9 protein-coding genes and 1 pseudogene are annotated in these 13183 nt (G+C 71.9%); 4 read left to right on the forward strand and 6 right to left on the reverse strand.

Annotated features, from left to right (window positions below):
• Positions 1 to 97 precede the first annotated feature (97 nt).
• Together CU044_RS28250 and CU044_RS28255 are read left to right on the forward strand one after the other, a co-directional pair.
• Positions 98 to 970, forward strand: a complete 873-nt coding sequence (locus CU044_RS28250; RefSeq protein ID WP_129771598.1) for an undecaprenyl-diphosphate phosphatase — start codon at positions 98 to 100, stop codon at positions 968 to 970.
• A gap of 106 nt (positions 971 to 1076) precedes the next feature.
• Positions 1077 to 1256 (forward strand): hypothetical protein, encoded by a 180-nt coding sequence (locus CU044_RS28255; protein ID WP_129771599.1) that lies wholly within the window; start codon positions 1077 to 1079, stop codon positions 1254 to 1256.
• 37 nt (positions 1257 to 1293) lie between these two features.
• On the opposite strand, the gene CU044_RS38805 is transcribed toward CU044_RS28255, so the two are convergent.
• From CU044_RS38805 to CU044_RS28265, 3 genes are all read right to left on the reverse strand, one after another.
• On the reverse strand, positions 1294 to 2109 hold the full coding sequence (locus CU044_RS38805) for a hypothetical protein (protein ID WP_165371990.1): 816 nt from the start codon (positions 2107 to 2109) through the stop codon (positions 1294 to 1296).
• Positions 2013 to 4580, reverse strand: a complete 2568-nt coding sequence (locus CU044_RS28260; RefSeq protein WP_129771600.1) for a trypsin-like peptidase domain-containing protein — start codon at positions 4578 to 4580, stop codon at positions 2013 to 2015. The genes CU044_RS38805 and CU044_RS28260 overlap by 97 nt, the downstream gene beginning before the upstream one ends.
• A gap of 166 nt (positions 4581 to 4746) precedes the next feature.
• Positions 4747 to 5379, reverse strand: a complete 633-nt coding sequence (locus CU044_RS28265) for a TIGR00730 family Rossman fold protein (RefSeq protein ID WP_129771601.1) — start codon at positions 5377 to 5379, stop codon at positions 4747 to 4749.
• Positions 5380 to 5749: 370 nt separating this feature from the next.
• Here CU044_RS28265 and CU044_RS28270 point away from each other — a divergent pair, with 370 nt between their 5' ends.
• Together CU044_RS28270 and CU044_RS28275 are read left to right on the forward strand one after the other, a co-directional pair.
• Positions 5750 to 6208 (forward strand): pyridoxamine 5'-phosphate oxidase family protein, encoded by a 459-nt coding sequence (locus CU044_RS28270; protein ID WP_240045892.1) that lies wholly within the window; start codon positions 5750 to 5752, stop codon positions 6206 to 6208.
• A 33-nt stretch (positions 6209 to 6241) separates the two neighbouring features.
• Complete coding sequence (locus tag CU044_RS28275) at positions 6242 to 9658, forward strand: amino acid adenylation domain-containing protein (protein WP_205124117.1); 3417 nt, start codon at positions 6242 to 6244, stop codon at positions 9656 to 9658.
• 94 nt (positions 9659 to 9752) lie between these two features.
• Here the strand turns inward: CU044_RS28275 and CU044_RS28280 are convergent, their stop codons facing one another.
• The 3 genes and pseudogenes from CU044_RS28280 to CU044_RS28290 all read right to left on the reverse strand — a co-directional run bounded on the left by CU044_RS28280 (position 9753) and on the right by CU044_RS28290 (position 13135).
• A complete protein-coding gene (locus CU044_RS28280) occupies positions 9753 to 11012 on the reverse strand; it encodes a cytochrome P450 (RefSeq protein WP_129771603.1) in 1260 nt (419 codons plus the stop codon).
• Between the two features lie 157 nt (positions 11013 to 11169).
• A pseudogene (locus CU044_RS28285) lies at positions 11170 to 12188 on the reverse strand (proline racemase family protein).
• 5 nt (positions 12189 to 12193) lie between these two features.
• The gene (locus CU044_RS28290; RefSeq protein WP_129771647.1) at positions 12194 to 13135 is read right to left on the reverse strand and encodes a dihydrodipicolinate synthase family protein; all 942 of its coding nucleotides are present in this window, start codon (positions 13133 to 13135) and stop codon (positions 12194 to 12196) included.
• Between the last annotated feature and the right edge of the window lie 48 nt (positions 13136 to 13183).

Here is a 13183-nt window from a genome sequence, read left to right on the forward strand (position 1 = left end):
GATCGAACCCGCGTTTCGACCGTCACCCCTCAGTCCGTCACTGCCCCGCTGTTCCGCAGGCCAGTGCTTGATCATCTCTTGGATGGCGTAGTTCCCCATGTCTTGGTTCGAATCTTTCATCCTCGGGCTCGTCCAGGGGCTGACCGAGTTCCTCCCCATCTCCTCCAGCGCGCATCTGCGGCTGACGGCGGCCTTCGCCGGCTGGCACGACCCGGGCGCGGCGTTCACCGCGATCACCCAGATCGGTACGGAGGCGGCGGTCCTCATCTACTTCCGCAAGGACATCGCCCGAATCGTTTCCGCGTGGTGCCGCTCGCTGGTGGACAAGTCGATGCGCGGTGACCACGACGCCCAGATGGGCTGGCTGGTCATCGTCGGCTCGATCCCGATCGGTGTGCTCGGTGTGACGCTGAAGGACCAGATCGACGGGCCGTTCCGCGATCTGCGGCTGATCGCGGTCACGCTGATCGTGATGGGCGTCGTGCTCGGTGTCGCGGACCGGCTCGCGGCCCGTGACGAGACCGGCGGCAAGCACCGCGCGATCAGGGAGCGCAAGTCACTGCGGGACCTGAGTGTCAAGGACGGTCTGATCTTCGGCCTCTGCCAGGCGATGGCGCTGGTGCCCGGCGTCTCGCGCTCGGGCGCCACGATCAGCGGTGGCCTGCTGATGGGGTACACCCGTGAGGCGGCGGCGCGGTACTCGTTCCTGCTCGCGATCCCGGCGGTGCTCGCCTCGGGCGCGTTCGAACTGAAGGACGCCGGCGAGGGACACGTCGCCTGGCCGCCGACCATCTTCGCGACGGTCATCGCCTTCATTGTCGGATATGCCGTTATCGCGTGGTTCATGAAGTTCATCACCACGAAGAGCTTCATGCCGTTCGTGATCTACCGGATCCTGCTCGGCATCGCGCTCTTCGTCCTGGTCGGCACGGACACGCTGAGCCCGCACGCGGGCGAGTCGGCCGGCTGATCCGGGCCGCCGGGGGCGGCCGTGCGGGGAGTGTGTGAGCGAAGTGTGAGCAAGGACGCTCCCCGATCGGCACCGGGAGGTGCCCGCCGCCCCCTACGCTTGCCACATGTCCTCTTCCTCCGCTTCCGCATCCCCGGCATCCGACGCCGTCGCGGCCAATGAGCGCATCCGCGCGCTCGTCGAGGCGGCCGAGACGTCCGACGGGACATGGCCCGCGGAGGCGTACGAGGTCCTGCTGCTGGAGTGGGCCGCGGCCCTCCACGACAGTGTGGACGAGGCCGCCTAGAACGCCTCCTGGAACCCCGTCCGTTTGACCGCCCCGGTCAGGAACAGGGCCGCTGCGACGGGGTTCCCTCCGGCAGCAACTTCCGTTCGGCTTCCGTGTAGTCGCGATCCGCGGCGGCGCACAGGGTGCGGAACTGGGCGCCGGGGCTCAGGTCGAAGGTCTGGCGCAGGCGGCCGGTGTCGACGGTCAGGCGATGGCCGCGCACGAACCCCGAGATCCAGTCCCCGCCCGCGACCGGCAGAGCGCCGACGGCTCCGTCGCCCGTCAGGTCGTAGATCTGGACCTGCTTCTTGTCGAAGAGGTACGTGACGACGCTGTCGCCGGGGCCGAACCCGATCAGGACGTCGTTGCTCGCGCGGGGCACGCTGCGCGTGTGTCGCTTCCCGCGGTCGACGTCCCACACACTCACCTGCCCATCGGTGTTCGCCACGGCGAGACGTGAGCCGTCCGCGTCGAAAGCGAGCGCACCGGCCAGGGAGTCGACGCCGAACGGCACATTGACGGCCGTTCCCGTCAGTGTGTCGACGCGTCGGGGAGTACGGACGTCCCACAGCAGGATCTCGCCGCGCTGGGTTCCCGTCCTGGTGACCGCGGCGACCTGTCCGGGGTGCCCGGGACGGGCGATGAGCCGGCTCTTCGCGAGGATCTCGCTGGTGAGGCCGGTGCCGGCCCAGTTCGGCGCGGGGTGGACGAGGAAGGGCCGGGTGCGCACGGCCGCGTCGGCGGCGTCCACGCGGGCGAGCCTGCCGTCCACGGTCAGCAGAGCGATCTCGCTTCCCTCCAGCGCGGCGACACTGTCCACTTCGCCGCCCCGCAGCTCGTCGACACTGTCGAGTTCCTTCGCCTTCGGCACGATGTCGTCCAGCGGCACGCTGTCGCGCAGGTCCCGCACGGAGTACGACCGGTGGAGGTTGCCGCTCTCGCCCCACACCACGATCCGCTCCGAGTCGCCCGTCCACGTGGGTATCCAGTCCGCCGGGCCGGCGGGTGGCGGCAGTGACACCGACTGGTGGCGGGTTCGGGAGGCGTCGAGCACCTCGAGGCGCCGGTCGGAGACCAGGGCGACGAAGCGCCCGTCCGGCGACACGCTGTACTTTCCCGAGTCGGCCCGGAACCGTTCGCCGCCCACCGGTTCGGCGCGCACCGCCATCGGTGCAGCAGGGCCTGGCCGGTCTTGGCGGTCCGCCTGGTGTTCCAGGCGGCCAGGGCGAGCTGCAGCGCGGTGGCGGGGTCGCTGCCCGGCCGGTCCTCGGCGGCCTGGGCGAGCAGGCCCGCGGCCTGGGTGCGCAGTTGGTCCTCGGCCGTCCTGAGGCTCTGCCAGGTGGAGAGCGCCAGTACGACGGCGAGCACCGTGAGGACGGCCAGCGCCCCGACCGCGGCCTGCCTGAGGCGGGCGCCGCGCCGTGAGTGGCGGCGGCTGAGCAGGATGTAGCCGCGCTCGGCGGCGGAGATGTCCTCGATGTGCCCGGCCAGCCGGTGGCCGGCCTCGGCGAGGTCCGTTCCGCTCAACAGGCGTGCGGGTTCGTGGTGTTGTGTCTGCCATCGCTTCAGATCGGTCCGGAGCTGCTCCTGCCAGGAGCGGAAGTCACGGGAGTCGACGAGCCACTGCCTCAGGCGTGGCCAGAGCGCCGTCAGCGCCTCGTGCGCCAGGTCGACCATCTCCTCGCGCTCGCCGCCGCCCGGGGCCGGGGAGAGCACGACGAGCTTGCCGGGGGCCAGCTCCCGTGCCACGTGCAGGAGTTCGGGCGCGAGGTCGGCGGTGCGTGTGGGGCTGCGGGAGAAGGTGTCACCGCCGGCCGGCCGCGCCAGCTGTACGAACAGCCGCCGGGCACGCTCCTGTTGGTCCCGGGTCAGCTCGGACAGGGCGTCTTCCGCGTAGCCGACGAGGGCGCCCGCGACGCCGCCGAGGTCTCCGTAGGCGGCGTGGGTGAGCATCGAGCGGGAGCGCCGCTTCCACAACTCGGTCAGGGCGAACTGGACCAGCGGCATCCGGCCGGGCTCGTCGCCCGCGTCCGCGACGATCCGCTCCGGCAGCCCCGGCTCGAACCACAGCCCCGGCACGGCGTCGACGGGCGCGGTCACCGCCCGTTCCAGGTTGTCGGCCGCGAGCGGAGCGATGAACTGCACGGCGTCGCTGACGAGGTCGGAGGTGCCGGCCGTCACCAGCACGTCGAGGGAGTCGGGCCGCGTGGTGGCGACGACGCGCGGCACGGCCGTGCCGTCCTTGCCCGCCAGAGCCGCGAACAGTCCGAACAGACGGCGGACGGCGGCGGGTTCGGCAGCGCCCGCGTACTCCTCGAACTGGTCGACGAAGATCACGTGTCCGGCGCTCGCTCCCCGGGCGAGGACCCTGCCGCGCAGCTCGGCGGTCACATCGTCGCCGGAATCGAGGAGCCCGGCCAACTCCTCGGCCTTGACGAGCCGTCCGACCTCGCCGAGGCCCGGCTCCAGGATTCCGGTCAGCGCGCGGGCGAGCACGGCTGCGGCCCGTACCCCGGGCACGGGCCGCAGCTCGGACACACTCATTCCCTCGGCCCGCAGCAAGGGCAGGACCCCCGCCCGTACGAGGGACGACTTGCCGCATCCGGAGGGCCCCGCCACCAGCGTCACCGGCCGCCCGCGCACGGCCTTGTGCACGCGGGCGGTATCACTGTCGCGCCCGTGGAAGAACTCCGCGTCGCCCTCCGTGAACGGCGCGAGCCCCTGGAACGGGCAGACCGGCCGCAGTGTCCGTTCGTCGACCAGCTCGGCCGACGGCAGCAGATACGCGGTGCGCTCGCCCCGGTGTGCGGCGACCGTCATCCCGACGACACCGTTCTGCTGGTCGTCCCAGACCGGCGCCCCGCTGAACCCCTCCGCGATGCGCGGCCCCGGCTCCTGGGCCTCCATCTGCACCCAGCCGGAGCCCTGTCCGGCACGCAGCGTGCCCGAGGCCCATATGCCGTCGTCGGCGCCGGCCGGGTAGCCGAACGCGCGGAACGTGTGCCCCCATACGCCCGTACCGTCGACGAGCGGCACCGGCCTGGCGCCCTCGACCGCCACGTCGAGCCGGAGCAGCGCGACATCCGATCCGCCGCTCCGCCAGGACACCACCGTCGCCCGCGCCCGGGGTCGGCCTCCCAGCAGGGGAAAGTCGAGGTCCACGGGGGTGCCGGGCGCCCGTTCCCCGGCATCCGGCACCCCGAGTGCCCCGGCGACGACATGAGCGCAGGTGCACAGGACGTCGGGGGCGACGAGGAACCCGGCGCCGATCACCTCACCGGCGGCCGAGAGGATCCTTGCCTGCGACGCGTCAAGGACATCGCTCCCCCGTAGCGCGACCATGGTCCCCCTTGCCCGACGTGTCACGTACCACCCGACACGCCAGCATCCCCGGCGCGATCGCCGCGCACAACTCGCCGCGCGGGGAACCCGGTTGACGCGGATCCCGGGTGATCCCCGCGCCCGGCGTCCTTGTCGGTTCCCGTCGCGGACCTGACCGTCGGTTCGGTCAGGTCGCGGCGGTGGGGGCCACCGGGGCCCTGGAGGCCGCCGGCGGGATCGTCGGCCGCTCGGGCCGGGGCTCGGGGCCGACCAGGCAGTCGAGGGCCTCCTCCACCCCGGACGCGACCTGGATGACGAAGCGTTCCTCCTGACTGATGAAGCCGTCGGAGACCATGTTGTCCAGGAGCGTGAGCAGCGGATCGAAGAATCCGCCCCGGTTGACCAGGACAAGTGGCTTGTGATGGATGCCCAGTTGGTTCCAGGTCGCCACTTCGAGCAGCTCGTCGAGCGTGCCGAGGCCGCCCGGAAGCACCGCGAAGCCGACCGCGAGGCGGTACATCAGCGCCTTGCGCTCATGCATCGTCTCCACGACGATCACTTCGGTGCGTGACTCGTCCGGCTGTTCGCGTTCGTACAGCTGACGGGGGATCACACCGGTCACCGGCGCCCCGGCGTCCAGCACGGCATCGGCGACCGCGCCCATGATGCCGACACCGCCCGCGCCGTAGACCAGGCCCGTCCCGCGCTGCGCCAGCGCCTCCCCGAACTCGGTGGCGAGCCTCAGATGCTGGGGGCGGGCGCCCGGCCGGGCGCCGCAGAACACACCGACTCGCTCCACCCGCGACGCTGGCATGGTCATATCCGTCTCCGTCTCTCCAGCCCGGCCTGATCGACACTTCCCGATCGACACTTAACGTATCCGAACGGCTACGTTAAGCGAAGAGGGCCTTTCTCGCCCCCGCTCACCGACGCCCACCCCAGGGCTGATTAATAGCACTAAACCCCCAAAGGGATTACTTACCGGGTCATGTGGCGCAGGCGAGGGCATACCGGTGGGGCGAGACGATTGCTGCGGAGTACGGCGGAAGCGGTACGACCCGCCCGCGGCGTGGCGGCGGGACCTCCCCGGCCGCGGTGAGCCCGGCTCCGCTGCTCTCCCTCTTTACTGCCGGGGCCATGACGGTCCACCGGCCCGGAGCGAGATGTGGAGGCTGTCGATGGTGCCCGCCATGCGGAGTGACGAACGCGAACGGTTCCTGGCCGACACCCATGTGGGTGTCCTGGGAGTCACCGACCCCCGAGGAGTCAGAGCGCCGCTGCTCGTACCGGTCTGGTACCGGTACGAGCCGGGCAAGGACGTCGTGGTACAGACCGGCCGGGCGTCGCTCAAAGCGCGGCTGATGAAGGAGGCCGGGCGGTTCAGTCTGTGCGTCCAGGACGAGACCGCCCCCTATCGCTACGTCAGCGTGGAAGGTCCGGTCACCTCCGTCGCCGATCCGATGGACCCGGCGGAGCGCGAGACCATGGCGCATCGCTATCTGGGGGCCGCCGAGGCACGGGACTACCTCGCGGGGACGCGGGACCAGCTCATCGAGGACATCACGTTCCGGATGCGCCCGGAGCGCTGGCGGAGCGCCGACTTCGCCGCCTTCGCCGCCGAGTTCGCCGGTGCCGACGGCCCGCGCTGATCCGCCCCCGACAGCGCTGGAAGGCAGGACCGCATGACCGACACCGGCCCCCGCACGGACGGTATCGACAGCCACCCCGACCCCACGACCGGCCGCGACGGACCGGCCGTCACGCCTCTCCCCCAGGGCTTCGCGCGTCCGCCGAGCCCCGGCCGTCCACCGGACCTCGGCCGTCGGCCGGACCCCGACCGGGCTCAGGATCCCGGCCGGACACGGGACTCCGGCCCACCGGACCCCGGTTATCCGCGGAACAGCAGCCTCCCGGAGCTGTTCGAAGCGCGTGCCGGGGCCGCCCCCCAGGCCCCGGCGGCCCGCTACCGGGACCGCGTCATGACGTACGGCCTGCTCAGCACCGCCTCCGACCGGCTCGCGGCCCGGCTGGTCGCCGCCGGTGTCGGACCGGGCTCGGCGGTGGGGGTGTGCGGCAGCCGCTCGCTGGAGGCGCTGGTCGCGTTCCTGGGCATCCTCAAGGCCGGTTGCGCGTATGTGCCCCTCGATGAGGACCACCCGCCGGCCCGGCTGCGGGCGATGGCCGAGGACGCGGGCGTCCATGTCGCGGTCGTCCTGCCGGGCAGCACCCGCCGTATCCGCGGTCTGCACACGCGCGTCGAGCTCGGCCGGGTCACCGGCACCGTTCCGCCGGACGCGCCGGACGCACCTGACGCGGCCGATGTCCCGGACACCCCGGACATCCCCCCGCCGCCGTCCCCGGCGGCGACCGACCGCGCCTACGTGATGTTCACCTCCGGCTCCACGGGCAGGCCGAAGCCTGTCGCGATCGCGCACCGCGGGGTGGCCCAGTTGGTGCTGTCGGATCCGCGGCTGCCCCCGCCGGGCCCAGGCGACGGAGTGCTGCACGGCTACGGCCTCTCCTCCGACGCCTCCACGATCGAGATCTGGAGCGGACTGCTCGGCGGCGCCTGTCTCGTCCTGGTGGACCGCGAGGAACTGCTCGCTCCCGCCGTCCTGGAGGAGCGTTTCCGTACGCACGGTGTGACCGTCGCCTACCTCACCACCAGCGTCTTCCACCATCTGGCCAGGACCCGGCCCGGCGCCCTGCGCGGACTGCGGTTCGCCTCCGCCGGCGGGGAGGCGATGGATCCCGGCCTCGCCCACGCCGTACAGACCGCCTGCCCCGGCACGACCGTCGTCAACTTCTACGGACCCACCGAGAACAGCGTGGTGTCCACCGCGTACTTCCTGCCGAAGCTGACCGGTGACGAGACCCGCGTCCCCATCGGCCGTCCGTTCGCCACCTCCACCTGCCGGGTACTGCGCCCGGACGGCACACCCACCGCGCCGGGCGAGGAGGGCGAACTGTACGTCGGCGGGGACGGCCTGGCGCTGGAGTACATCGGCGACGCCGAGCTGACGGCGGAACGGTTCGTCAGCTCGCCTGACGTACCGGGCGGCCGGCTGTACCGGACCGGTGACCGCGTCGTATCGGGGACCGACGGCCTCCTGGAGTACCGGGGGCGGCTGGACCGGCAGGTCAAAGTGCGCGGCCAGCGCATCGAACTCGACGAGGTCGAGGCGCGGCTGCGCTGCCACTCCGAGGTCGGCGAGGCCGTCGTGGAACTCCGCGACGGAGTCCTGGCCGCCTATCTCACCCCCGCGCGGCCCGGCGGCACCGTTCCGGTGGACGCGCTGCGGACGTACTGCGGACTGTGGCTGCCCGCCCAGGCGGTGCCGACCCTCATCGCGCGGGACCGGTTCCCGGTGACCAGCGGCGGCAAGGTCGACCGCACACGCCTGCTGGCCGAGTCACGGCACGGCGAGGTGGGCGCGCCGCGCGGGGAGTCACGAGCGGACGGAGAAGTCGGGAAGTCACGAGCGGACGCCGCGAACGGACCGGGTCGGCGCCGGGAGCCCCGGTCCGGCCCCGGAACGGAGGCGGAGGGTCCGCTGGAGGCGCTGGCCGAGGTGTGGCGGCTGGTGCTGCGCGTACGGCCCGCGCCCACGGACAGCTTCTTCGCCATCGGGGGCGATTCCCTGCTGGCGGCCGAAGTGGTGGCCCGTACGCTCGCGTTGCTGGATCTCGACGCGGCGCTCGGCAGCAGCCTTATCCGGGCCCTGCTCACCGACCCGACGCTGGAGGGTTTCGCGGCCGCCGTCGGCGCCCACCTCGGCCGGCCGGCCGGCGCGCCGCGACCGGACGCCCCGTCGCGGACGCCACGGACGCCAGGGACCCGGCAGGCCCCGGACGCGGAGGTCGACTTCGTACGCGAGACCGCGCTCGGTTTCCCGCTGCCGCCCGCCGGGACGCCGGTCCCGCGGCCCGGCGAGCCCTCGGACGTCCTGCTCACCGGCGCCAGCGGTTTCGTCGGCGCGTTCCTCCTGGACCGGCTGCTGCGCGACACGACGGCCCGTATCCACTGCCCGGTACGTGCCTCGGGCGCGGCCCACGCGGAGCGACGCGTCCTGGCCGCGCTCACCCGTTACGGCCTAGGCGCGGACGACACCGCACGGCGGCGGCTGGTCTGCTTCCCCGCGGACCTCGCGGCTCCCGGACTCGGCCTGTCCCCGGAGCATGCCGCCGGTCTGGCCGGGTGCCTGGATCTGATCGTGCACAACGGCGCACGGGTCAACTTCCTCTATCCCTACAGCGCCCTGCGGGCCGCCAATGTCGAAGGCACCCGCGAGATCATCGGACTGGCGGCCCGCCGCCGCGTGCCGGTGCACTTCCTGTCCACGGTGGCGGTCCTCGCCGGCTTCGGCACCGCCGGTGCGCGGGAGGTCGACGAGGACGTGCGGCTGGACCACGCGGACCGGCTCACCATGGGCTACGCCGAGAGCAAGTGGGTCGCCGAGGGCCTGCTGCGCAACGCGGCGGAGCAGGGGCTTCCGGTCGCCGTCTACCGTCCGTACGAAGTGACCGGGGACCGGCTGCACGGCGCCTGCAACACGGAGACCGCGATCTGCTCGCTGTTCAAGACCATCGCGGAGACGGGGCTCGCCCCCGACATCGCGCTGCCGATGGACTTCGTGCCGGTGGATCATGTGGCGGAGTCCGTGGTGCACATCGCCACCCGGCACCGGGCGAAGGACCGGGTCTACCACCTCACCAATCCCCGCCCGGCCGTGCTGCGCGACGTACTGGACCGGATGCGCGTGGCGGGATGCGAGCTGCGCATGCTGCCGTACGGGGAGTGGGTGGGCGAGCTGGTACGTCATGTCGCGCTCCATCCCACCAGCCCCACCGCGCCCTTCGTGTCCCTCTGTGTGGACCGGGCGAACCAGGGCGACATCTCGGTCAAGGAGATGTATCTGGAGGGCGTCTTTCCCCGGCTGAGCCGCCGTAATACCGAAGCGGCCCTGGCCGGGAGCGGGCTGGACTGTCCGCCGGTGGACGCGGTGATGCTCGACCGCTATCTGGAGTACTTCTTCACGTCGGGCTATATGACGCGTCCCACGGTCGCACCGGCCGGCGCGGCGGCGGTGGTGACGTAGGCGGGACAGGGAGTGGGGCGGGGAGCGGAGTGGGGCGGGGGCGCACTCCCCCGCCCCACCCGCGCCACCGCCCGTCGAGCCGGGGTCCGACCCGTCACCAGCGCACCGGAATCGTCTCCGGGAGCAGTACGGCGTGGTCCTGCCGCCAGCGGATCCGGTCCGGCGCGACGGCCAGCCGCAGCCCGGGGAGGGTGTCGAGCAGGGCACGCAACGCCACTTCGGTCTGCGCCCGGTTCAGCGCGGCGGCCGGACAGAAATGCCGGCCCTGTCCGAACCGGAGATGCGGCGTCGACGGCCGCCTGTCGATGTCGAGCCGATCCGGGGAGTCGAAGACGGCGGGGTCGCGGTTGGCGGCGTCGATGGAGATCAGCACCAGCTCACCGGCGCGAACCGGGACTCCCCCGATCTCGGCGTCCTCCCGTGCGATACGCGCGATGGAATCGCCCAGCATGACGGACCACCGGTACAGCTCCTCCAGAGTGCCGGGCAGCGCCCGCGGCTCCCGCCTCAGCCGGGCGGCCAGCTCCGGGTCGCGTGCCAGCACCAGTCCGCAGAGGGCCAGGAAGCCGGCCGGATTCCCGAGTCCCGACACAAAGAGGAACAGCGCGATCTCCACCATCTCCTGATGGCTCAGCGGATGGCCGGAGGAGCGGTTCAACAGGGCGAGGCGGCCGAGGAGCCCTTCCGTGCCGATGCCCGTCATCCAGTCGTCGAAGCGCCTCAGCGCCTTGGTCCAGTCGGCGAAGAGGTTCTCGTCGGCCATTTCTCCCGTACTGAGCAGACGGAACCAGCCGGCCAGTTCGGGGGCCGCCTCGGTGGGCAGTCCGAGCAGTTCGCAGGTCACGTGGGAGGCCCACGGGAGGGCGAAGTCGACCACCAGATCGCCCGGTTCGGCGCTCTCGTCCGCGTTCCCCTTCCCGTTCCCTCTCCCGCTCCCGTTCCCACTCGCGTTCCCGTTCTCGGCCGCCTTCGCCTTCATCGTGGTGAGCAGCGTGTCGGCGATGTCGCGTACCCGCTCCAGGGAGACATGCGTCTGCCGGGGCCCCATGCCCTTCACGGCCTCGTCCCGCAGCCCCGCCCGCCGCAGCATGGTCATCGTGCCGACGACGCTGAGCGGCGGCGCCGAGCTGTCCTCCTGCGGCATGTCGGGGTCGGCGATCAGACTGCGGCTGAGCCGGGGGTCCTTCAGCGCCTCCCGCGCGGCGGCGTAGCCGGTCACGAGCCAGCCGCGCGCTCCGGCGTTGGTGACCACACGGGTGACGGACTCCTCCACCACGAATCTGCCCAGCTCACTCGCCAGGGCGTCGCCGCGGAAGCTGAAGGGATAGTGCGGGATGTCACCGACAAAGCTCATGACCACCGTCTCCTGTTCGCTGGGCGGGCCGGCCGGAGGACGACAGCCCGAGGAATCCGAAAGGGGCTTTCCGTCATACATTCCCGTGATGGCGGCATACACCCGATATCGGAACAGGAGCGGCGCAAGACCACTCTCAGGGGGAGTGCTCGTGCGGTCAGAGTTCGAAGCCTTCGGGGAACGGGTCGTCCGGGTCGTAGTGGTACTGGGCGGTGCCGGTGATCCAGGCGCGGCCCTCGACGGTGGGAATCACGGTGGTCAGGCCGCGAGTCGCCGCCGGCCCCCCGAGGACGCCCTCTTCGACGAGGCGGCCGGTGAAGTGCGTACCGATGAAGGACTCGTTGTCGAAGTCGGTGTCGAGGGCGAGTTCGCCACGGGCATGCAGCTGGGCCATACGGGCGCTGGTGCCGGTGCCGCAGGGCGAGCGGTCGAACATGCCCGGGTGGATGACCATGGCGTGCCGGGAGTGCCTCGCGTCCGACCCGGGGGCGGCCAGATACACATGGTGGCAGCGTTGATCTCGGGGTTGAGGGGGTGGACGGGGCGGTCCTGGTCGTTGACGGCGGCCATGATGGCGAGGCCCGCGTCGAGGATGCGCCGCTTCTCCGTACGCGCGAACGGGATGCCCAGCTTGTCCAGGTGGACGATGGCGTAGAAGTTGCCGCCGAAGGCGAGGTCGTACGGGACGTCGCCCCAGGGTTCGGCCCGTACCGTGCGGTCGAGGCCGAGCGCGAACGACGGTACGTTGCGCAGGACGACCGACTTCGCCGCTCCGTCCGTGACCCGGACGCGGGCGACGACCAGCCCGGCGGGGGTGTCGAGGCGGATGGTGGTGACCGGTTCCGTGACCTCGACCATGCCGGTCTCCACGAGGACGGTGGCGACACCGATGGTGCCGTGACCGCACATCGGGAGACAGCCGGAGGTCTCGATGTAGAGGACGCCGTAGTCGGCGTCGGGGCGGGTGGGCGGCTGGAGGATGGCCCCGCTCATCGCCGCGTGGCCGCGGGGCTCGTTCATCAGGAACGTACGGATGTGGTCGAGGTGTTCGATGAAGTAGCGGCGCCGGTCGAACATGGTGGCGCCCGGCACCACACCGACACCGCCGGTGATGACCCGGGTGGGCATGCCCTCGGTGTGGGAGTCGACCGCGTGGAAGACCCGGCTGCTGCGCATACGGTTTACCCGAGCCCTTCCGCGAGCGCCTTCTCGGTGGCCCGGCGCACGATCTCCTCGTGCTCCGGGGTGAGCGGAACACGCGGCTGGCGGCAGGGACCGCCGTACCGGCCCACGAGATCCATGCTCGCCTTGATCGCCTGCACGAACTCCGTCCTGGAGTCCCAGCGCAGCAGCGGGTGCAGCGCCCGGTAGAGGGGAAGCGCGGTCTCCAGATCGCCGGCCGAGGCGGCGCGCCACAACGCGACCGAGGCGCGGGGGAACGCGTTGGGATAGCCGGCCACCCAGCCGGGGGAGCCCGCGACGGCCAGTTCCAGCGCGACATCGTCGGCTCCGCACAACACGTCGAGACCGGGGGCGAGTTCGGCGATCCGGTAGATACGGCGGACGTCGCCGGAGAACTCCTTCACCGCGACGATCAGTCCCTCGGCGTGGAGTTCCGCGAGCAGTTCGGGCACCAGATCGACCTTGGTGTCGACGGGGTTGTTGTACGCGACGACCGGCAGGCCGGCCCTGGCGACCTCGCGGTAGTGCGCGACCACGGCGCGCGGATCGGCCCGGTAGGAGTTCGGCGGAAGCAGCATCACGGCGGCGGCGCCCGCCTCGGCGGCCTGCTCGGCCCAGCGGCGGGCTTCGTCGGCGCCGTAGGCGGCCACTCCGGGCATGACCGTGAAGCCCTCGGGGGCGGCCTCGACCGCCGTGGTCACCACACGGGCGCGCTCTTCCGGCGCGAGGGTCTGGTACTCGCCGAGCGAGCCGTTCGGGGTGACGCCGTCGCATCCGTTCCCGGCGAGCCACCTCACATGCTCGGCGTAGCCGTCGTAGTCCACCCCCAGCCGGCCGGCGGAGCCCTCGCGCAGGGGCAGCGCCGTGGCGACCAGCACGCCGTGCCAGGGCTCGCGCCGGGTCGTTCGCTCGTGTGGTCGTCCGGTCGCCGACGCGTTCATCTGACCTCCAGGGGGACTCTGTTGATCCGGTTGGTGCGGCCGGGCGGC

Source organism: Streptomyces sp. L-9-10 (assembly GCF_004151105.1).
In the GTDB taxonomy this organism is placed as follows: Bacteria; Actinomycetota; Actinomycetes; order Streptomycetales; family Streptomycetaceae; genus Streptomyces.

Bases quoted from the DNA above. Each gene is read 5' to 3' on its own strand.
- CU044_RS28260 (WP_129771600.1), bottom strand. From the start codon at position 4,580: ATGGTCGCGCTACGGGGGAGCGATGTCCTTGACGCGTCGCAGGCAAGG.
- CU044_RS28270 (WP_240045892.1), top strand. From the start codon at position 5,750: ATGCGGAGTGACGAACGCGAACGGTTCCTGGCCGACACCCATGTGGGT.
- CU044_RS28275 (WP_205124117.1), top strand. From the start codon at position 6,242: ATGACCGACACCGGCCCCCGCACGGACGGTATCGACAGCCACCCCGAC.
- CU044_RS28250 (WP_129771598.1), top strand. From the start codon at position 98: ATGTCTTGGTTCGAATCTTTCATCCTCGGGCTCGTCCAGGGGCTGACC.
- CU044_RS28255 (WP_129771599.1), top strand. From the start codon at position 1,077: ATGTCCTCTTCCTCCGCTTCCGCATCCCCGGCATCCGACGCCGTCGCG.
- CU044_RS28290 (WP_129771647.1), bottom strand. From the start codon at position 13,135: ATGAACGCGTCGGCGACCGGACGACCACACGAGCGAACGACCCGGCGC.
- CU044_RS28265 (WP_129771601.1), bottom strand. From the start codon at position 5,379: ATGACCATGCCAGCGTCGCGGGTGGAGCGAGTCGGTGTGTTCTGCGGC.
- CU044_RS28280 (WP_129771603.1), bottom strand. From the start codon at position 11,012: ATGAGCTTTGTCGGTGACATCCCGCACTATCCCTTCAGCTTCCGCGGC.